The organism is Candidatus Tenderia electrophaga, assembly GCA_001447805.1.
In the GTDB taxonomy this organism is placed as follows: Bacteria; Pseudomonadota; Gammaproteobacteria; order Tenderiales; family Tenderiaceae; genus Tenderia; species Tenderia electrophaga.
This window is the reverse complement of the sequence record CP013099.1, coordinates 603,860-620,835: the sequence shown is the minus strand read 5'-3', so window position 1 is coordinate 620,835 and position 16,976 is coordinate 603,860. Positions and strand designations below refer to the sequence as shown.

14 protein-coding genes are annotated in these 16,976 nt (G+C 60.4%); 6 read left to right on the top strand and 8 right to left on the bottom strand.

Annotated features, from left to right (window positions below; all coding sequences use genetic code 11):
• Positions 1–162: 162 nt before the first annotated feature.
• The 4 genes from Tel_02815 (at position 163) to Tel_02800 (ending at position 4,269) form a co-directional block, all read left to right on the top strand.
• On the top strand, positions 163–1,452 hold the full coding sequence (locus tag Tel_02815; protein ALP52161.1) for a phosphoribosylamine--glycine ligase: 1,290 nt from the start codon (positions 163–165) through the stop codon (positions 1,450–1,452).
• Positions 1,449–2,003 (top strand): hypothetical protein, encoded by a 555-nt coding sequence (locus Tel_02810; protein ID ALP52160.1) that lies wholly within the window; start codon positions 1,449–1,451, stop codon positions 2,001–2,003. Before Tel_02815 ends, Tel_02810 begins: the two co-directional genes overlap by 4 nt.
• Positions 2,004–2,074: 71 nt before the next feature.
• Positions 2,075–2,995: a coproporphyrinogen III oxidase gene (locus Tel_02805; GenBank protein ALP52159.1), complete on the top strand. Its 921-nt coding sequence runs from the start codon at positions 2,075–2,077 to the stop codon at positions 2,993–2,995.
• A gap of 224 nt (positions 2,996–3,219) precedes the next feature.
• A complete protein-coding gene (locus Tel_02800; protein ALP52158.1) occupies positions 3,220–4,269 on the top strand; it encodes a cytochrome C peroxidase in 1,050 nt (349 codons plus the stop codon).
• 50 nt (positions 4,270–4,319) lie between these two features.
• Here Tel_02800 and Tel_02795 read toward each other — a convergent pair whose 3' ends face one another.
• The 6 genes from Tel_02795 to Tel_02770 form a co-directional block, all read right to left on the bottom strand.
• Positions 4,320–5,597 (bottom strand): esterase, encoded by a 1,278-nt coding sequence (locus tag Tel_02795; protein ID ALP52157.1) that lies wholly within the window; start codon positions 5,595–5,597, stop codon positions 4,320–4,322.
• Between the two features lie 127 nt (positions 5,598–5,724).
• Complete coding sequence (locus Tel_02790; protein ALP52156.1) at positions 5,725–6,561, bottom strand: diadenosine tetraphosphatase; 837 nt, start codon at positions 6,559–6,561, stop codon at positions 5,725–5,727.
• A 12-nt stretch (positions 6,562–6,573) separates the two neighbouring features.
• Positions 6,574–7,026 carry a D-tyrosyl-tRNA(Tyr) deacylase gene (locus Tel_02785; protein ALP52155.1) on the bottom strand — a complete coding sequence of 151 codons (453 nt, stop codon included), beginning with the start codon at positions 7,024–7,026 and terminating at the stop codon, positions 6,574–6,576.
• Complete coding sequence (locus Tel_02780; protein ALP52154.1) at positions 7,023–7,973, bottom strand: proline iminopeptidase; 951 nt, start codon at positions 7,971–7,973, stop codon at positions 7,023–7,025. Before Tel_02780 ends, Tel_02785 begins: the two co-directional genes overlap by 4 nt.
• 106 nt (positions 7,974–8,079) lie before the next feature.
• Complete coding sequence (locus Tel_02775; protein ALP52153.1) at positions 8,080–9,888, bottom strand: GTP-binding protein TypA; 1,809 nt, start codon at positions 9,886–9,888, stop codon at positions 8,080–8,082.
• A 325-nt stretch (positions 9,889–10,213) separates the two neighbouring features.
• Complete coding sequence (locus Tel_02770; GenBank protein ALP52152.1) at positions 10,214–11,227, bottom strand: tRNA threonylcarbamoyl adenosine modification protein TsaD; 1,014 nt, start codon at positions 11,225–11,227, stop codon at positions 10,214–10,216.
• A 92-nt stretch (positions 11,228–11,319) separates the two neighbouring features.
• On the opposite strand from Tel_02770, the gene Tel_02765 reads away from it, so the two are divergent.
• Together Tel_02765 and Tel_02760 are read left to right on the top strand one after the other, a co-directional pair.
• Positions 11,320–12,570, top strand: a complete 1,251-nt coding sequence (locus Tel_02765; GenBank protein ID ALP52151.1) for a hypothetical protein — start codon at positions 11,320–11,322, stop codon at positions 12,568–12,570.
• Between the two features lie 51 nt (positions 12,571–12,621).
• Entirely contained in the window at positions 12,622–13,383 is a 762-nt protein-coding gene (locus Tel_02760; GenBank protein ID ALP52150.1) for a hypothetical protein, read from the top strand.
• Positions 13,384–13,399: 16 nt separating this feature from the next.
• Here the strand turns inward: Tel_02760 and Tel_02755 are convergent, their stop codons facing one another.
• Both Tel_02755 and Tel_02750 read right to left on the bottom strand, forming a co-directional pair.
• Positions 13,400–16,129 carry a hypothetical protein gene (locus Tel_02755; protein ID ALP52149.1) on the bottom strand — a complete coding sequence of 910 codons (2,730 nt, stop codon included), beginning with the start codon at positions 16,127–16,129 and terminating at the stop codon, positions 13,400–13,402.
• Positions 16,129–16,944: a hypothetical protein gene (locus tag Tel_02750; protein ID ALP52148.1), complete on the bottom strand. Its 816-nt coding sequence runs from the start codon at positions 16,942–16,944 to the stop codon at positions 16,129–16,131. The genes Tel_02755 and Tel_02750 overlap by 1 nt, the downstream gene beginning before the upstream one ends.
• Positions 16,945–16,976: the final 32 nt, after the last annotated feature.

The window sequence follows — 16,976 nt, the reverse complement described above, 5'->3', positions numbered from 1 at the left end:
TCTCCCAATTACAAAGCTTTATATATTTATCCCAAACGCAAAACCATTCTAGCATCCATGCGCCCCAGGGCCTAGCTGAACCGCTGTTCCCGCGGGGCTGGCCTGAGTTACAATGGCCGGCACCGGTTATTCGATAAAAACAGCTCAGGAATCATAGCGATAATGAAGGTACTCGTCATCGGCGGCGGCGGTCGCGAACACGCCTTGGCATGGAAGGCGGCCCAATCGCCCCAGGTAGACAGGGTCTTCGTCGCGCCCGGCAATGCCGGTACGGCGCGCGAGCCCGGCCTGGAAAACCTCGCCATCGGCGCGGAAGATGTGGCAGCGCTGGTGGATTTCGCCCGCCGCCAGGGCATCGATCTCACCATCGTCGGGCCCGAGGCGCCGCTGGTGCGTGGTCTGGTAGACGCCTTCCAGGCCGCCGGCCTGCCCTGCTTCGGCCCGACACAGGCCGCGGCCCAGCTGGAAGGGTCCAAGGTCTTTACCAAGGATTTTCTCGCCCGCCATCATATTCCCACCGCCGCCTACGCCAACTTCACCGAGATCGAGCCGGCGCTGGCCTATTTGCGCGAGCAGGGTGCCCCCATCGTCATCAAGGCCGACGGTCTGGCCGCCGGCAAGGGGGTGATCATCGCCATGACGCTGGCAGAGGCGGAGGCGGCGGTGCGCGACATGCTGGCCGGCAACGCCTTCGGCGCGGCGGGCCATCGTGTGGTGATCGAAGAGTTCCTCGACGGCGAAGAGGCCAGTTTCATCTGCATGGTGGACGGCCAGCACATCCTGCCCATGGCCACCAGTCAGGATCACAAGCGCGTCGGCGAGGGCGACAGCGGCCCCAACACCGGCGGCATGGGGGCCTATTCGCCGGCACCGGTGGTGACGCCCGCGGTGCATGCGCGCATCATGCGCGACGTTATCGAGCCCACGGTCAAGGGCATGGCGGCGGAAGGCCACCCCTATACCGGTTTTCTCTATGCCGGCCTGATGATCAGCGCCGACGGCGCCCCCAAGGTGATCGAATACAATTGCCGCTTCGGCGATCCCGAGACCCAGCCCATCATGCTGCGCCTCAGGTCCGACCTGGTGGCGCTGTGCCGACTGGCCCTGGACGGGCGTCTCGACCAGGCCGAGGCCGAGTGGGACAGCCGTGCCGCCCTGGGCGTGGTGCTGGCGGCGGACGGCTATCCCGGGAGTTACGCCAAGGGCGCGGTGATCCAGGGTCTGGATGACGCCGAGACGGACGATGCCAAAATCTTCCACGCCGGTACCGCTTTGCAAGACGGCCAGGTGGTCACCGCCGGCGGGCGGGTACTGTGCGCCACCGCCCTGGGCGAAACCGTCTGCGCGGCTCAAGCCCGGGCCTACGAACTGGCGCAAACGCTCCATTGGGACGGCATGTTTTATCGTAAGGATATCGGCTACCGCGCCGTGGCGCGCGAACAGGGCGTATGAGGCCGTGGCAATTGCGCCGAGCCGTGCGCGCCCTGCGTCACGGTGGCGTCATCGCCTATCCTACCGAGACCGTATTCGGCCTGGGCTGTGACCCACTGGACGCCCTGGCCGTGGAGCGCATCCTTGACCTGAAACAACGGCCGGCGGAAAAAGGATTGATCCTGATCGGCGCCACCCTGGAGCAACTGTTGCCCTATATCGCCGTCGACGATGCCGCACTGCTGAACAAACTGGCGGCACCCCAGGCGCGCGCCACCACCTGGATCTGTCCGCTCAGAACGCGTGTCCCGTCCTGGCTATGCGGCAGCCACAGTTCCATCGCGGTGCGCATCACCAACAGCCCTGTCGCCCGACAGCTCTGCCGGCAGTTCGGCAGCGCCCTGGTCTCCACCAGCGCCAACCCGGCCGGCCTGCGCCCGGCCAGCGACGCGCTGACGGTGCGGCGCTATTTCGGCGACCGACTTGATTACATCCTCAGCGACCGCTGTGACCGTCATGCCCGGCCGAGCCGCATCGTGGATCTGGTCAGCGATACAGTAATCCGCGCCTAGGCGACATGCGGCGCCAGGGGGAACCTGCTAGAATCTTGCCGCTAATCCAATGAAGTTATAGGGAAGGGGTCATGAGTACACCGGATGTCCATGCCGTCAAAGAGTATCTATTAAGACTACAGAACAAGATCTGCGATGAACTAGAGGCCGAAGACGGCGAGGCTCGTTTCACGGAAGATGCCTGGGAGCGCGAACAGGGCGGCGGCGGCCGCACCCGGGTGCTCAGCGAAGGGGCGGTATTCGAACAGGCCGGGGTCAATTTCTCCCATGTCTTCGGCAATCAGATGCCGGCCTCGGCCACCGCCCACCGCCCGGAACTGGCCGGGCGCACGTTTCAGGCCATGGGCGTGTCGCTGGTCATCCATCCGCGCAATCCCTATGTGCCGACCTCGCACGCCAATGTGCGTTTTTTCATCGCCGAAAAAGAGGGCGCCGCGCCCATCTGGTGGTTCGGCGGCGGCTTCGACCTGACACCCTATTACCCTTTCGAGGACGACGTACTGCACTGGCACCGCATCGCCCGCGACGCCTGCCAAGCCTTCGGCAAGGAGGTCTACCCGCGCTTCAAGAAATGGTGCGACGAATATTTCTATCTCAAGCACCGCGACGAGACCCGCGGCGTCGGCGGCCTGTTTTTCGATGACCTGAATGAGTGGGGCTTCGAGCAGAGCTTCGGCTTTATCCGCAGTGTGGGCGATCACTATATTCAGGCCTACCGCCCCATCGTGGCACGCCGCAAGGACACCGAATACGGTGCGCGCGAACGGGATTTTCAACTCTACCGCCGCGGTCGCTACGTGGAATTCAATCTGGTCTATGACCGCGGCACCTTGTTCGGCCTGCAGACCGGCGGCCGCACCGAGTCCATCCTCATGTCCCTGCCGCCGCTGGTGCGCTGGCAATACAACTGGCAGCCCGAACCCGGCAGCCCCGAGGCAGACCTATACGAACATTACCTCAAACCACGAGACTGGCTGGGCCGTCACGGCTGACCGCGAAAAAGGCCTTAAGGGGCCTTTTTTTTTGGCGCTCCAAAACCTCCTTATCCTTCGCTCCATCGAAAAACCCGATCACAATTATCGGTTATTTTTTCATTAAAAACATATAGATATATATTGACCTGATTTTAGACCAAGTCTAATATGGAGACCGGCTTAGCAATCCGGCCGCACTCTCACAAAACCGCACAATACGCTTTTTAGGAAGGAGTTTGACAATGAAAATCCACACACGGAACCTGCTGATGGGCAGCGCGGCGGCATTCATGCTCACCGCCTACAGCGGCGCCTACGCCAACCAAGCCCTGCCCCAGGATGTCCCCGCACCGGCGCACAACCCCACCACCGCCGCCAAGGTGGGATTGGGCAAACAGCTCTATTTCGACCCGCGCCTGTCCATCGACGGTACGGTGTCCTGCAATTCCTGCCACAACGTCATGTCCAGCGGCACCGACAACCGCCCCACCTCGGTGGGTGTGGACGGCCAGCGCGGCGGTCGCAATGCGCCCACCGTGTGGAACGCCGCCTTCATGACCGCCCAGTTTTGGGACGGCCGCGCCGCCACCCTGGAAGACCAAGCCAAGGGACCGCCCCTCAACCCCATTGAAATGGGCATGCCCAGCGCTGAGGCCGTGGAAGAACGGCTGCAACAAATCCCCGGCTATGTGCAACAGTTCGAGGCCGTGTTCGGCGGCCAGGACGCAGTCAGCTACGACAATATGGCGCGCGCCATCGCCGCCTTCGAGCGCACCCTGGTCACCCGCAACAGCCCTTTTGACCGCTATGTGAAGGGCGACAAGCAGGCGCTTTCGGCACAGGCCCAGCGTGGCATGAAGCTGTTCCAACAGACCGGCTGTAACGCCTGCCATAGCGGCGCCAACTTCGCCGGGCCGCTGTCACTGCCCATGGGCGAGGGCTTCTACCAGATGTTTCCCAGCTTCGACAGCGAGTACACCGAAAAGTACCAGCTGAAACAGGATAAGGGCCGCTTTGAGGCCACCGGCGACGAGGCCGACATGCACATGTGGAAGGTGCCGACGTTGCGTAACGTGGCGCTGACTGCACCCTATTTCCATAACGGGTCGGTGCAGACCCTGGACGAGGCGGTACGCGTCATGGCCAAGACCCAGCTCGACCGTGCGCTGAACGATCAGGAAGTCGCCGATATGGTGGCCTTTCTCAACAGCCTGACGGGTGAGTTCCCCGACATCACCCTGCCGCGCCTACCCGACACCCCCAACAGCAGCATCGTCGGCGCGGTTAAGTAAGGCGTCGTTGCGCCTCCCACCCCACTTTGGGCGCCCCCGGGCGCCCTTTTTTATTCGCGCGTCGACAACACAATCAACATGCGCAGAAACTCGGCGATCTCCTCGCGGAAGATGTCGTTGTGATCTTCGATCAGACGCTTGTCGACACGGATATTGAGATAGGGATTGCGCACCGCAGTGCGCCCCAAATGCACCAATTCGGTGGACCCATAGGGTTGCACGCCACCTTCCTGTTGCTGGCGCCAGACATCCTGCACGCCAGTGTAGGCCGGCGCCTGCTGGCGCGCTGCCGGCCGCAGCTCATGACTCAGCAAGGGGTCGAAATGGCCCACCGTGTGACGGTCCGCCGCACCTTCCTGATAACGCAGCGGCCGCTGGCAGTCGTCGCGCTCGATGCTGTCATGGTTCTCCAACAAGGTGGAGAAAAAACGCCCGACCGGAAAGGCCAGCTTGGTGGCGTAATCCGATTCCGAGGTCAAGATCACCAGCCGCGGCCGCTGCTCGGGAAAATAGCTGCAACGCGCCTGGGCCAGATCGTACAGCGGCGCATAACGCAGCGCCTCGAAGGCGGGGTTGAGCAATACCACCAGGTCGCCGAAGCCCTTGGCGCTATCGACGAAACTCTTGCCGGCGCGGCTGTCGACAAAACGATCGGCCAGGATCTGGGCCGTGGCGCTGTAGACCGCCGCGCCACCGAAGCTGTGCCCCACCACCACCAGGCGGCTCTTGATGGGCGGCTCCTGGGTGTTTTTCACATTGCTGATTTCCTCCAGGCGCAACAGCAACTCGGCCATGCCCAGATGCCCCACATCCTGGGCCGTATTTTTACGCTCCCAAAAGGTGAGTTGATTTAATACCGGCACGTCGACCGACTCGCCGCGCCAGCCCACATAGACACCCACCACCCGGCGCGGCGTCTTGTTTTCCGCCCGGCTGAGCTGACTTTCCAACTCGCTCAGCTGTGCCAGGCTGTGTTTGAAACTTTCCACATTGGAATCCTGCGGCCGGGCGTCGTGATGCCAGCCGTGGACGAAGACATTGATGAGCAGGCTCTGCTTCGCCGCCACGACATAGAGTTCGTTCAGCAAGGCCTGCAGCTGGGCGCGATCGCGCAGCTGACCCTGATCATCGATCTCGACAAAACCGAGCAGATATTGACGCTCGCTGTCGGGCTGGTGGATCTGGATGGCGTGGGCCTCACAGTTCTGCGATACCGTGGCCAGACAGGGGCTGAATTGATGCCGGTAGAGCTCGTTGGCGGCGCAGCCGCTGAGTAAGAACACACAGACGGCGAGCCCCGTCGCGCGAATCGAAGCGGATAGCACCATTCTCAACCCTCCCTGCTACACGTTTGTTTATTGTTGTTGACCGGAAGTCTGTCGGATCGAGGATGAATGGGCGGCGGGAGAGCGGCCCAAACATCCCCCTGAACCCGACAGTCGCCCAGCGTCGATGTCAATCGGAATCCGCTGCCACAGCGGCATCGCAATCCAGTGTAGTCCATACCGGCACATCCTGATCGAGCTGCACCGCCGCCAGACAACCGCCCCACAGACAGCCGCCGTCCAGCGACAGGGCATTGTTCCACTCCCCCACCCCGAGGGTCGACCAATGACCGAACACGATACGGTGAGCGGCGTTGTTACGCCCGGGCACCTGGAACCAGGGCAAGGTCCCCGCCTGCTGTGTGCCCGGCGCGCCCTTGGCCGTTAATTCGAGGCGGCCGTCGGGATAACAATAGCGCAAGCGGGTAAAGACGTTGGTAATAAACCGCAACCGGTCGATGCCCTGCAAATCATCGGACCACCGGTCAGGCTGGTTGCCGTACATGACGCGCACGAATTCATGATAATCGGGGCCGCGCAACTTGGCTTCCAACTCCCGCGCGCAGCGTTGCGCGGTGGCCAGATCCCATTGCGGCGCCAGACCGGCATGGACCATGATGCAACCCAGCTCGGCATCATAGTGCAGCAACGGGCGATGGCGCAGCCAGGTCATCAGCTCATCCCGATCCGGGGCATTGAGAATGGCGTCCAGCGTGTCCTTTTTTAATTCCTTGCCGCAGCCTTCGGCCTTGGCCAATAAGTGCAGATCATGATTGCCCAGCACCGCCACGGCGGCCTCGCCCAACCCTTTGACGAAGCGCAGGGTCGCCAGCGATTGGGGGCCGCGATTGACCAGATCGCCGCAGAACCACAAACGGTCGCGTTGTGGGTCAAAGTCCATCACCTGCAATAGCTGTTGCAGTTCATCGAAGCAGCCTTGCACATCGCCGATGGCATACACCGCCATAGCCACACTCTCCTATTTGTTCAGCGGCGGCACCTGCAACCAAAAGGTCACCGGACCGTCGTTCACCAGGGCCACCTGCATGTCGGCGCCGAAGCGGCCGGTGGCCACCTGCACATCGGCACAGCGCGCCTGATCCACCAGATAATTAAACAACCGTTCACCGTCCTCGGGCGCCGCCGCCGGGCTGAAACTGGGGCGCGTGCCCTTGCGCGTATCCGCCGGCAGGGTGAACTGCGGCACCAGCAACAGGCCGCCGCGGATATTGCTGACACTGAGGTTCATGTTGCCACCCGCATCGGGAAAGACGCGGTAGGTCAGCAGGCGTTCCAGCAAACGATCGGCCTGGGCCTCGCCGTCGCCGCGTTCCACACCGACCAAGACCAGCAGGCCGCACTCGATGCAGCCGACGACCTCATCCTCCAGCGCAACACTGGCCTGACTGACACGCTGTAACAGCCCAATCATGCCAGGCGCTCCGCCAGGCGGTCGGCGGCGTCCACCAGGGCACCGAGGATGTCGGGCTCGCTGGCGGAATGGCCGGCGGCGTCGATAATCTGCAGCTCGGCCTGGGGCCAGGCCGCGTGCAATTCCCAGGCGCTCTCGACAGGGCAGACCATGTCATAGCGGCCATGGATGATAATACCGGGGATATGCTGCAAACGGTGCGCATCGCGCAGGATCTGGTTCTCTTCGAGAAAGCTGTTATTGACGAAGTAGTGGCACTCGATGCGCGCCAGACTGAGGGCGGTGAAGGGATCACCGAAATGATCCACCACGGATTGTGACGGCCTCAGGGTGGCGCAGCGCCCCTCCCACAAGGACCAGGCCTTGGCTGCGGCCATGCGCTCCAGCTCGTTGTCGGAGGTCAAACGGCGATAAAACGCCGCCAACAAATCGTCCTGCTCGGCCGCGGGGATGGGTTTGACATAGGCCTGCCAGTAATCGGGAAAAATCCGCGAGGCGCCTTCCTGATAGAACCACTGGATCTCGCGCGGTCGACACAAAAAAATACCGCGCAACACCAGGCCCAGCACCCGCCCGGGATGGGTTTCGGCATAGACCAAGGCCAGGGTCGAGCCCCAGCTACCGCCGAATACCAGCCATGCGTCGATACCCAGTTTTACGCGGATGCGTTCCATGTCGGCGACCAAGGCCTGAGTGGTGTTGCCCTGCAGCTCGGCATGGGGCGAGGACCGGCCGCAGCCGCGCTGATCGAACAAAATGATGCGGTATTTGCCGGGATTGAAAAAACGGCGATGATAGGGCTCGCAGCCCGAGCCCGGCCCGCCATGAAGAAACACCACCGGCATGCCGTGCGGGTTGCCGCACTCCTCGATGTGCAGCGTATGCGGTGGATCAACGGCGACGCGATGATTGACGTAGGGTTCGATTGCGGGATACAGATCGGCCATGCCTTATCTCGTGCTGCTTACCTGTCTCCACTATACCGTCCGAACGCGTGCGCAGGTAGGGTGCGCGCGGCGCACCCCATTGATCACAGCCTCTGCAACACTCAATTTAGCGTGACGCGCGCTTACGTTCGTGCTCCTTGAGCAGTTTCTTGCGCAGACGAATGTGGTTGGGCGTCACCTCCACCAGCTCGTCTTCGTCGATGAATTCCAGCGCCTGTTCCAGACTGTGACGGATGGGCGGCGTCAGGGTCAGGGCCTCGTCGGTGCCGGCGGCGCGGACGTTGGTGAGCTGCTTGGCCTTGAGGGGGTTGACCACCAGGTCGTTGTCGCGCGAGTGGATGCCGATGATCATGCCTTCGTAGACCTCTTCGCCGTGACCGATGAACAGACGGCCGCGGTCCTGCAGGTTGAACAGGGCATAGGCCAAGGCCTTGCCCGGGCCATTGGCGATCAATACGCCGTTGTTGCGCGAACCGAAATCACCGCTCTTCATGGGACCGTAGTGGTCAAAGACGCTGAACATCAGGCCCGAGCCCTGGGTGGCGGTAAGGAACTCGGTACGAAAACCGATCAGACCGCGCGAGGGAATAATAAAGTCGACGCGTACGCGGCCTTTGCCGTCGGGCACCATATTATTCATGATGGCGCCGCGCGTGCCCAGCTTTTCCATGACCGTGCCCTGGTGCTGATCTTCCACGTCCACCGTGAGCTGCTCGAAGGGCTCATGCTTCTCGCCGTCCACCTCGCGGATGATCACCTCGGGGCGCGACACGCCCAGCTCGAAACCCTCGCGGCGCATGTTTTCGATCAACACCGACAGGTGCAACTCGCCGCGGCCGGAGACGCGGAACTTGTCCGGATCTTCGGTGGGGGCGACGCGCAGGGCGACATTGTGGATCAGCTCCTTCTCCAGGCGTTCCTTGATATTGCGCGAGGTGACGAACTTGCCGTCCTTGCCGGCGAAGGGCGAGTTATTCACCTGAAAGGTCATGCTCACGGTGGGCTCGTCCACCGACAGCGGCGCCAGCGCCTCCACCGCATTGGGATCACACAGGGTATCGGAGATATTGAGCCCTTCGATGCCGGTAAAGCAGATGATGTCGCCGGCCTGGGCCTCGTCCACCTCGATGCGCTCCAGGCCGAGAAAACCGAGCAGCTGCAGGATACGGCCGTTGCGGCGCTTGCCGTTCTTGTCCACGATCACCACCTGGGTGTTGGTCTTGACCCGGCCGCGGCTGATGCGGCCGATGCCGATGACACCTACGTAGCTGTTGTAGTCCAGCTGCGAGACCTGCAATTGGAAGGGGTCTTCGAGCTCCACCTGGGGCGGATGGACCTTATCGATGACGGTCTGAATCAGCGGTGACAGATCGCCCTCGCGCACGCTGTCGTCCAGACCGGCGAAGCCGTTCAGGCCCGAGGCGTAGACCACGGGGAAATCGAGCTGCTCGTCACTGGCGCCGAGGCGGTCGAACAGGTCGAAGGTCTGGTCCAGCACCCATTGCGGGCGGGCGCCGGGACGGTCGATCTTGTTGATCACGACGATGGGTTTGAGGCCGCGCTGCAACGCCTTTTCGGTGACGAAGCGGGTCTGGGGCATGGGGCCCTCCACCGAATCCACCAGCAGCAGCACCGAATCGACCATCGACAACACACGCTCAACCTCGCCGCCGAAGTCGGCATGGCCCGGGGTGTCGACGATGTTGATGTGATAGTCGCCCCAGTTGATGGCGGTGGGCTTGGCCAAGATGGTAATGCCGCGCTCACGCTCTTGGTCGTTGGAATCCATGGCGCGCTCTTCCAGCTGGGTGCGTTCGCCCAGGGTGTCAGACTGCTTCAGGAGCTGATCCACCAGGGTGGTCTTGCCATGGTCGACGTGGGCAATGATGGCGATATTACGGAGATTTTCGATCACAGCGGGACCTCAAAGAAAGAAGGAATGCAAAAATGACGCGGGATTATAGCGTAAATCGGGGTTCAATACCCGGATTTATGGGCGCGGCGGCGATGTCTTGAGGCTGTCACATGGTGCGCGTATAACTCGCGTCATAGGCTTTTCAGATGAGGTGAGGCATGAAATTCATCATCAAGCAGTGGCCCGACCAAAGCGCCACACTCATGACCGAGAACGGCTATGCACTGGCTACGTTCGACAGCCTGAGCGAGGCGCGGTACGCCTGCGCAGAGTGGGACAGGACCCACAAGGAACGCGGCTACGAAGTGCGTACCGAGGCCATCCGCTAAGCGGGAGTCAGACTTTCCAGCGGCCAGCGCGCCCGGGCCTGGATCACCAGGGGCTCGGTCTGCCCGGCGGCAAGCCGCAGGCAGCCGGCATAGGCGATCATGGCGCCGTTGTCGGTGCAAAATTCGGCGCGCGGATAATACAACCGCAGGCCACGCTCCTCGGCCAGCCGTTGCAGCCGCCGACGCAGGCGGCGGTTGGCGCTGACGCCACCGGCCAGCACCAGGCGTTTCAGGCCGGTATGTTCCAGGGCGCGGCGGCATTTGATGGCCATGGTCTCAGCCACGGCCTCCTCGAAGGCGCGGGCGATGTCGGCCTTGGTCTGCGCATCATCGCCATTTTGGGCCAGGGTATTGACAGCGAAGGTCTTGAGGCCGCTGAAGCTGAAATCCAGGCCCGGCCGGTTGGTCATGGGGCGGGGAAACTGGAAACGTTCAGGATCGCCCTGCTCGGCCAGCCTCGAGATGGCCGGACCGCCCGGATAGCCCAACCCCAACAGCTTGGCGGTCTTGTCGAAGGCCTCGCCGACAGCATCGTCCACCGTATCCCCCAGCAGGGCATAGCGCCCCACCCCGTCGACCCGCACCAACATGCTATGGCCGCCCGACACCAGCAGGGCAACGAAGGGAAAATCCGGCGCTTCGGCTTCCAGCATCGGTGCCAGCAGATGGCCCTCCATATGGTGCACGGCGACCGCCGGCACGCCCCAGGTCCAGGCCAGGCTGCGGCCGATGGCGGCGCCCACCAGCAGGGCGCCGATCAGGCCGGGACCGGCGGTATAGGCGATGCCGTCGATGTCGGTCTTGGCCAGGCCGCTTTGGGCCAGCACCCGATCGATCAGCGGCAGGGTCTTGCGCACATGGTCGCGGGAGGCCAGCTCGGGCACCACGCCGCCGTAATCCAGATGCAGCTCGATCTGGCTGTGCAGGGCGTGGCCCAGCAGCCCGCGTTCGCTGTCATAGACGGCAAGCCCGGTTTCGTCGCAGGAGGTTTCGATTCCCAATATACGCATTTATACTTTCTCCATTGGCGCCGCTATTCTAACAGCAGAAAATACCAACCAGATCTATCACTTGCACGTCAGTAGGCTATAATGCCGGGCTATTGTCCGAAACAGAGTTCGATGTGATTATGATCCGAGTCAGCGGCTTAACCAAGATTTTTGCGGGCGGCCACAAGGCCATCGACGATCTCTCGCTGAAGGTAGAGCAGGGGGAGATCCTGGCACTGCTGGGCCCAAACGGGGCGGGCAAGACCACCACCATCCGCGTGCTGACCACGCTCAGCGGTTTCGACGAGGGCGACGTTGAGGTAGCGGGCCACAATGTCGACCGCGATCCCGAAAAAGTCCGCGCCGCCATCGGCCTGGTGGCGCAACAAACCGGCGTGGATTATTTCCTCACCGGGCGCGAGAACCTGGTGCTACAGGGCCAGCTTTACCGCATGGCGCGGCGCGATATTGACGCCCGCATCGAGGAATTGGCCGGCTATTTCGAGCTGGACGGCGCCCTGGACCGCCAGGTGATGACCTATTCCGGCGGTATGCGGCGCAAGCTGGACATCGCCACGGCCCTGATCCACCGCCCCCAGCTGCTATTCCTGGATGAGCCCACCCTGGGCCTGGACATCAAAAGCCGCCAGAACCTGTGGCGACTCATCGAAACGCTGAACCGGGAACACGGCCTGACCATCCTGCTCACCACCCACTATCTGGAAGAGGCGGACCACCTCAGCCACCGCGTGGCGATTATCAACCAAGGCCGGATCCAAGTGATCGATGCCGCCGAGCATCTAAAAGACGCCATTCACGGCGACGCAGTGATTCTCAATTTCGACAGCCAGGACCCCAAGGTGGGCGAATTCACCTATGCCCTGCATGACGACCCGGACGTCAACGACGTGGTGTGGCAGAACGACAAGCTGCATATCTATGTCGACCACGGCGGCACAGCCGTGCCCAAGTTCGTCCACCTGGCCGAGGAGATGGGGCTGGTCATCGAGACTTTGTCCCTGGCCCATCCCACCCTGGACGATGTCTTTCTCAAATACACCGGCAGCACGCTGGAAGACGCGACGGAGGAAGAAGGCGGCGAGGAATGGTGGCACCAATGGGCCGGCAAAGGCGGCGGTGGTGGCAAGTGGCAAAAGAATTGGGAAAAGTGGCAAGAGAAGATCGAGGAGACTGGCTCCGAGGAAGAGAAGGCCGGCTGGCAACAGCAATGGCAAGACTGGCAAAAGGACGACACAGGCAACGCGGCTGAAACCAAGACCGGCAGCGCCGCACCATCCGATCAACAGTGGCCCAAGGAACAGGGCGATCGGCAGCAACGGCAGGGGACCGACAAGAATAAATAGCTGTGGCGCAGAAACTCCGCCGCCAAGACCCACCATCGAGAGAGAATTACCGTGTTCGCAGATACCTGGCATCTATTTCTGAAATACACCAAGATCACATTGCGCATGCCGATGTGGACCCTGTTCACCCTGATCCAACCGCTGTTGTGGCTGATCATCTTCACTCAGCTGTTCAAGAACTTTGTCCAGGCGCCGCCTACCGGCGGTGGCAGCTATATAGACTTTTTCGTCCCCGGTGTACTGGTGATGACGGCCCTGTTTGGCTCCTCGTGGTCGGGCGTGAGCCTGTTGCGCGAGATCACCGCCGGCACCGTGGACAAGATGCTGGCCTCGCCGGTGTCGCGGGTGGCCATCGTCCTCAGCCGGGTGATGCACTCAGCGGTGCAGGTGGTATTGCAGACCCTGATCATCATGCTGGTGGCCTGGCTGTTCGGCGCCCAGCTCAACCTGGGGCCGCTGAATCTACTGCTGGCCATGATCAGCATCTTTCTGCTGGGCGTGGCACTGGCGGCCCTGTCCAACGGCTTTGCCATCATCCTGCAACGCGAAGAACCCTTGGTGATGATCGGCAATCTGATGACCCTGCCCTTGATGTTTCTGTCCACTGCCATGGTGCCCAAGCCCTTCATGCCGGCCTGGATCGAGACCATCTCAGTGATCAATCCCATCACCTATGCGGTGGAATCGGTGCGCGCCGTATTGGTTGGCAGCCCTGACATGAATACTTACATCTTCGGCGCCACGGTCATGCTGGTCTTCGCCGGCGTATCACTGGCCTGGGCGGTACGCGCCTTCAACGGCCTGCGCGACTGAGAACCACGGCCCCGGGTCAGAAATTCATGCGAATGCCGACGCTGATGGAATGGCGCACAAAGCTGCCCACCGAGCTGCTTTGTCGAACCCTCTCCGGCACTTCGGCCGACTGCTGTTCCGTCAAGATAACCCCGACCGGCAGATTGGCATACTGCGTGGTGAAATTGTAACTGGTAAAGAAGCTCACCCATGAATCGATGCGGAACGTAAGCCCTGTACCGAAGCCAAGGCTGAAGGTTCGCCGCTGGCGCTGAAAATTGGTGGATGAATCGGCATTCTTGTACAAATTCAACCCCAAACGTCCGCTGATGTAGCCGGTCAGGCGTTCGTCGATGCGCTTATCGATACGCCCGTTGAGACCATGACCGGTATAGGCGTAATCGCTGCCCAAGGGGTTCTTGTTGTTATTGACCGTGAGGCTATAACCGTAACTCAGAAAGCTGTTATCGGGACCGGCGAAATTGGCGCTGAGGCCGAGATTATAAGTATTGGCATCGAAGAAGGGGTTTTGGGTCGAGCCGAAACCGCGGTAATCAAGCCCGACACGATACCCCACCTTGTCGTCCGTGAGCCAACTGGCATCCGCACTGAAGGTATCGGTGACCGTCGAGCTCTGTTCGGGCCTGAGCACACTGGACTGACTGTTCCGGCTCATCCCCACGGTCCAGTCGTAGCCCCATTTTTCGAACAATAAATCGGGGCTGACGGTAAAATTGAAAAAGTCGAACTCGGCGCGATGATAAATCGAGTACGACGGTGAAACCGTTACCGAGAGTTTCATCCCCTTTCTCAATTTGTAGCGATAGATCGCCGACGCAAATAGGTCGGACCGATATTCGAAAAACTTGTTGCTGCGCGCGCTATTAAGATTATCGTCAAACCCCATAACGTAACCAACGATGTAACTGAAACCGTTGGTTTGACGTCGAATATAATCCAGGCGATCTTCGGCACGCTGCCTCATAGCGGGTGGTGCGTTGTCGGCCAGTCTGACCGCGTTATAGTGCGCACTGGCCTTTTCCTCTTCCTCCAGCTGCTCATAGACGAAGGCCGCGTTGATCCTGGCACCCAAGTGTCCCGGCACAACGGCGATCAATTCTTCGTACCATGTTGCGGCCTCCTCCAGATCGCCCTGCTGTGCGTTCGACATGGCAAGCCCCCATAACACCTCGGCCAAATCGACATCATCCACATCCTCCTTGGCCCTTAAGATCTGATAGGCTTGCTGAAAATTTTCCTCTGCCTTTTCGAATTCCTTGTCGTCGAGATATAGATTGCCGGACACCACCACCAGCCGTTCCCTGATCTGCGCCGCCTTGTCATCATCAGACAGCAACGCCAGGGCGCGCTGGTAGGCCTCCTTTGCCTTGGCGTGTTGGCGCGCCTCGTCATAGGCCCGCCCTGCTTTTACAAACGCCGCGCCATAATTGGGGGCGGCCTGCATGGCGCGCTCGAAATACTCCAGCGCTTGTTCGCGACGTTGCTGGCGCAACAGCACATCGCCCATGGCGGTCAGCGCCTCGGGATCATCAGGATCTTCGCGCAGCTGTTGGGCCAGCATTTGCTCATCGGCGATCACTTGCCGAATAACTTCCACATCGAAGCGTTGCTGCACCCGCCCCATGGTGTCTTGTGCGGCTTGACCGATAGGTGAATCCGGAGCGCGCGCCAGTACGTAATCGAGGTGACGCACTCCGTTAACCGAATCCCCCATATCCAGCGACACGATGGCCAAACGGTAATGCGCCTCCAAATTATCTGGCTGGCGCTCGATGACGCGCTGATAAGCCTGCCTGGCCGATTCAAAGTCTCTCTGCTCATGAAAATAGGCCGCCGCGTTCATGTTGGCGATCACGTTATTTTCATCCAACTCCAGCACTTCAAGGAAGTGTTGCTGGGCCAAGTCCTTCTCACCTTGCTGCAGTAGCAAAATCGCCTTCAAGATGGCCGCCCGAATGTGTGCAGATTGCTCCAGGGGTGTTCCCTGGCCCTTGTCCATGGCGCGCTCGTAATGGATGACGGCTTTTTCTGGATCACGCATAGCTTCGTAGAGATCTCCAAGGTAAAACTCGATCTGGGGATTGTCTGGCATCATATTCAAAAGCGAAAAATAGATATCCCTGGCTTGGTTGTAGAAGCCGGCACGCACATAAACGTTGGCAACCAGCTCCAATACAGAGGGATTGTTTGAATATCTGCTTACCAGCAAATCGCCGATTTCCTGCAACTGCTCCCTATCTCGATCGCGCGTCGCCAACCTGAACTTGAGCAAATTCATTTCAAGTGCCGCGGCTTGGGCCGGGCGAGAATCAGGATCGAGCATGTCTAGAATCTGCTGGTACTGCGCGATGGCAGCCTCGAAGTCACCCACTTCACCCAATCCTTTGGCCAATGCCAGCCGCGGAAACGGATTGTTGGGCGCAACCTCGATAGCCTTACGAATCAATTCGAAACCACGCACGTAATCCTGCTTGCGGAAATAGTAGATCGCCATTTGGTACAGGGCTTCGGGCGTTTTCGGTTGCAGACGCAGAGCCTCACTATAGGCGCGCGCAGCGGCCTCGATATCACCCGCGCGCAGTGCTTGCCTACCCGCTTCAATCAACTTTTCGACCGCCGGCACCATGGATTCGGTATCAACTTCCGGCAACAACTCCTGCGACACGGCGCTTGACGTATACAACAGCACCAGGACCACCATAGTGCGCAGCAATAGAACCGGGCGATGAGCGAATGTACGGTTCATCAGAAATGGATATTCATTTTAAACAGCACTTTCCAGCCATCGAAACTCAAGCGGATCTTGGAATAATCTTCGTCATCGGCGGGCCGCTGCGCCAAATACTGCAAATCGCCGCTTTGCGGATCGACCCGCTGCGGCAACCACAAAGACAGGTTATCCGTAGAAAGGAAGTCGACACTTGATCTACCATCACGCAAGGTTATGCGGCGAAACCCGAACAGGTAGGAGGCCTCAACGCCGACCGATATCAAATCGTTAAACGCGTATTCCATGCCAATACCGGGCTGCAGCATTAACAAACCCGTGGCCTGTGATTGAAGGATAATCGATTTTTTTACTCCTGCCGCATCCCCCGACGTAAACAAAAAAATCAAATCCTCGCGATAATCAATATCAAAAACTTCGTTTAGGGTGAGGCGATAATAGCCCTTAAACTTTTCCGTTGAATTAATCAGGTTATAGCGCAGACCAAAATAAAACTCGTTATAAGACAGCTTGGCAGTGCGCTCGTTAAAGACGTCGGCTGGCTGCCCCTGCAAAAACAGACCGCCTTGAGCCAGGGCGCGCGACGTAACCTCCCAGGTACCGCCGCCGACGATAAAGTCATATCTGTCACTGAGCTCCCACATAAACTCAAGTCCGCCATTGGCGCCCGGCGTGAATTCAGGCAGTGGGTTGGGAAATAGGACGGCACTACTATCGTTAGTTCCGGTCCCGAGGATAACCTCGGCGGTCCCGGCGATTGGGGATTTGAACTCGTGCTGATTGAGGTCTTCCAGGGCCGGATCGTGGAACCCTAGATAGACACCGACGCTCAAACGTCCTGGCTCAGAAAACGCAGGCGGCAGAT

What these genes read in the sequence shown, in the direction of transcription:
- Tel_02815 (ALP52161.1), top strand. Translation starts at nt 163, where the DNA reads ATGAAGGTACTCGTCATCGGCGGCGGCGGTCGCGAACACGCCTTGGCA.
- Tel_02810 (ALP52160.1), top strand. Translation starts at nt 1,449, where the DNA reads ATGAGGCCGTGGCAATTGCGCCGAGCCGTGCGCGCCCTGCGTCACGGT.
- Tel_02805 (ALP52159.1), top strand. Translation starts at nt 2,075, where the DNA reads ATGAGTACACCGGATGTCCATGCCGTCAAAGAGTATCTATTAAGACTA.
- Tel_02800 (ALP52158.1), top strand. Translation starts at nt 3,220, where the DNA reads ATGAAAATCCACACACGGAACCTGCTGATGGGCAGCGCGGCGGCATTC.
- Tel_02795 (ALP52157.1), bottom strand. Translation starts at nt 5,597, where the DNA reads ATGGTGCTATCCGCTTCGATTCGCGCGACGGGGCTCGCCGTCTGTGTG.
- Tel_02790 (ALP52156.1), bottom strand. Translation starts at nt 6,561, where the DNA reads ATGGCGGTGTATGCCATCGGCGATGTGCAAGGCTGCTTCGATGAACTG.
- Tel_02785 (ALP52155.1), bottom strand. Translation starts at nt 7,026, where the DNA reads ATGATTGGGCTGTTACAGCGTGTCAGTCAGGCCAGTGTTGCGCTGGAG.
- Tel_02780 (ALP52154.1), bottom strand. Translation starts at nt 7,973, where the DNA reads ATGGCCGATCTGTATCCCGCAATCGAACCCTACGTCAATCATCGCGTC.
- Tel_02770 (ALP52152.1), bottom strand. Translation starts at nt 11,227, where the DNA reads ATGCGTATATTGGGAATCGAAACCTCCTGCGACGAAACCGGGCTTGCC.
- Tel_02755 (ALP52149.1), bottom strand. Translation starts at nt 16,129, where the DNA reads ATGAACCGTACATTCGCTCATCGCCCGGTTCTATTGCTGCGCACTATG.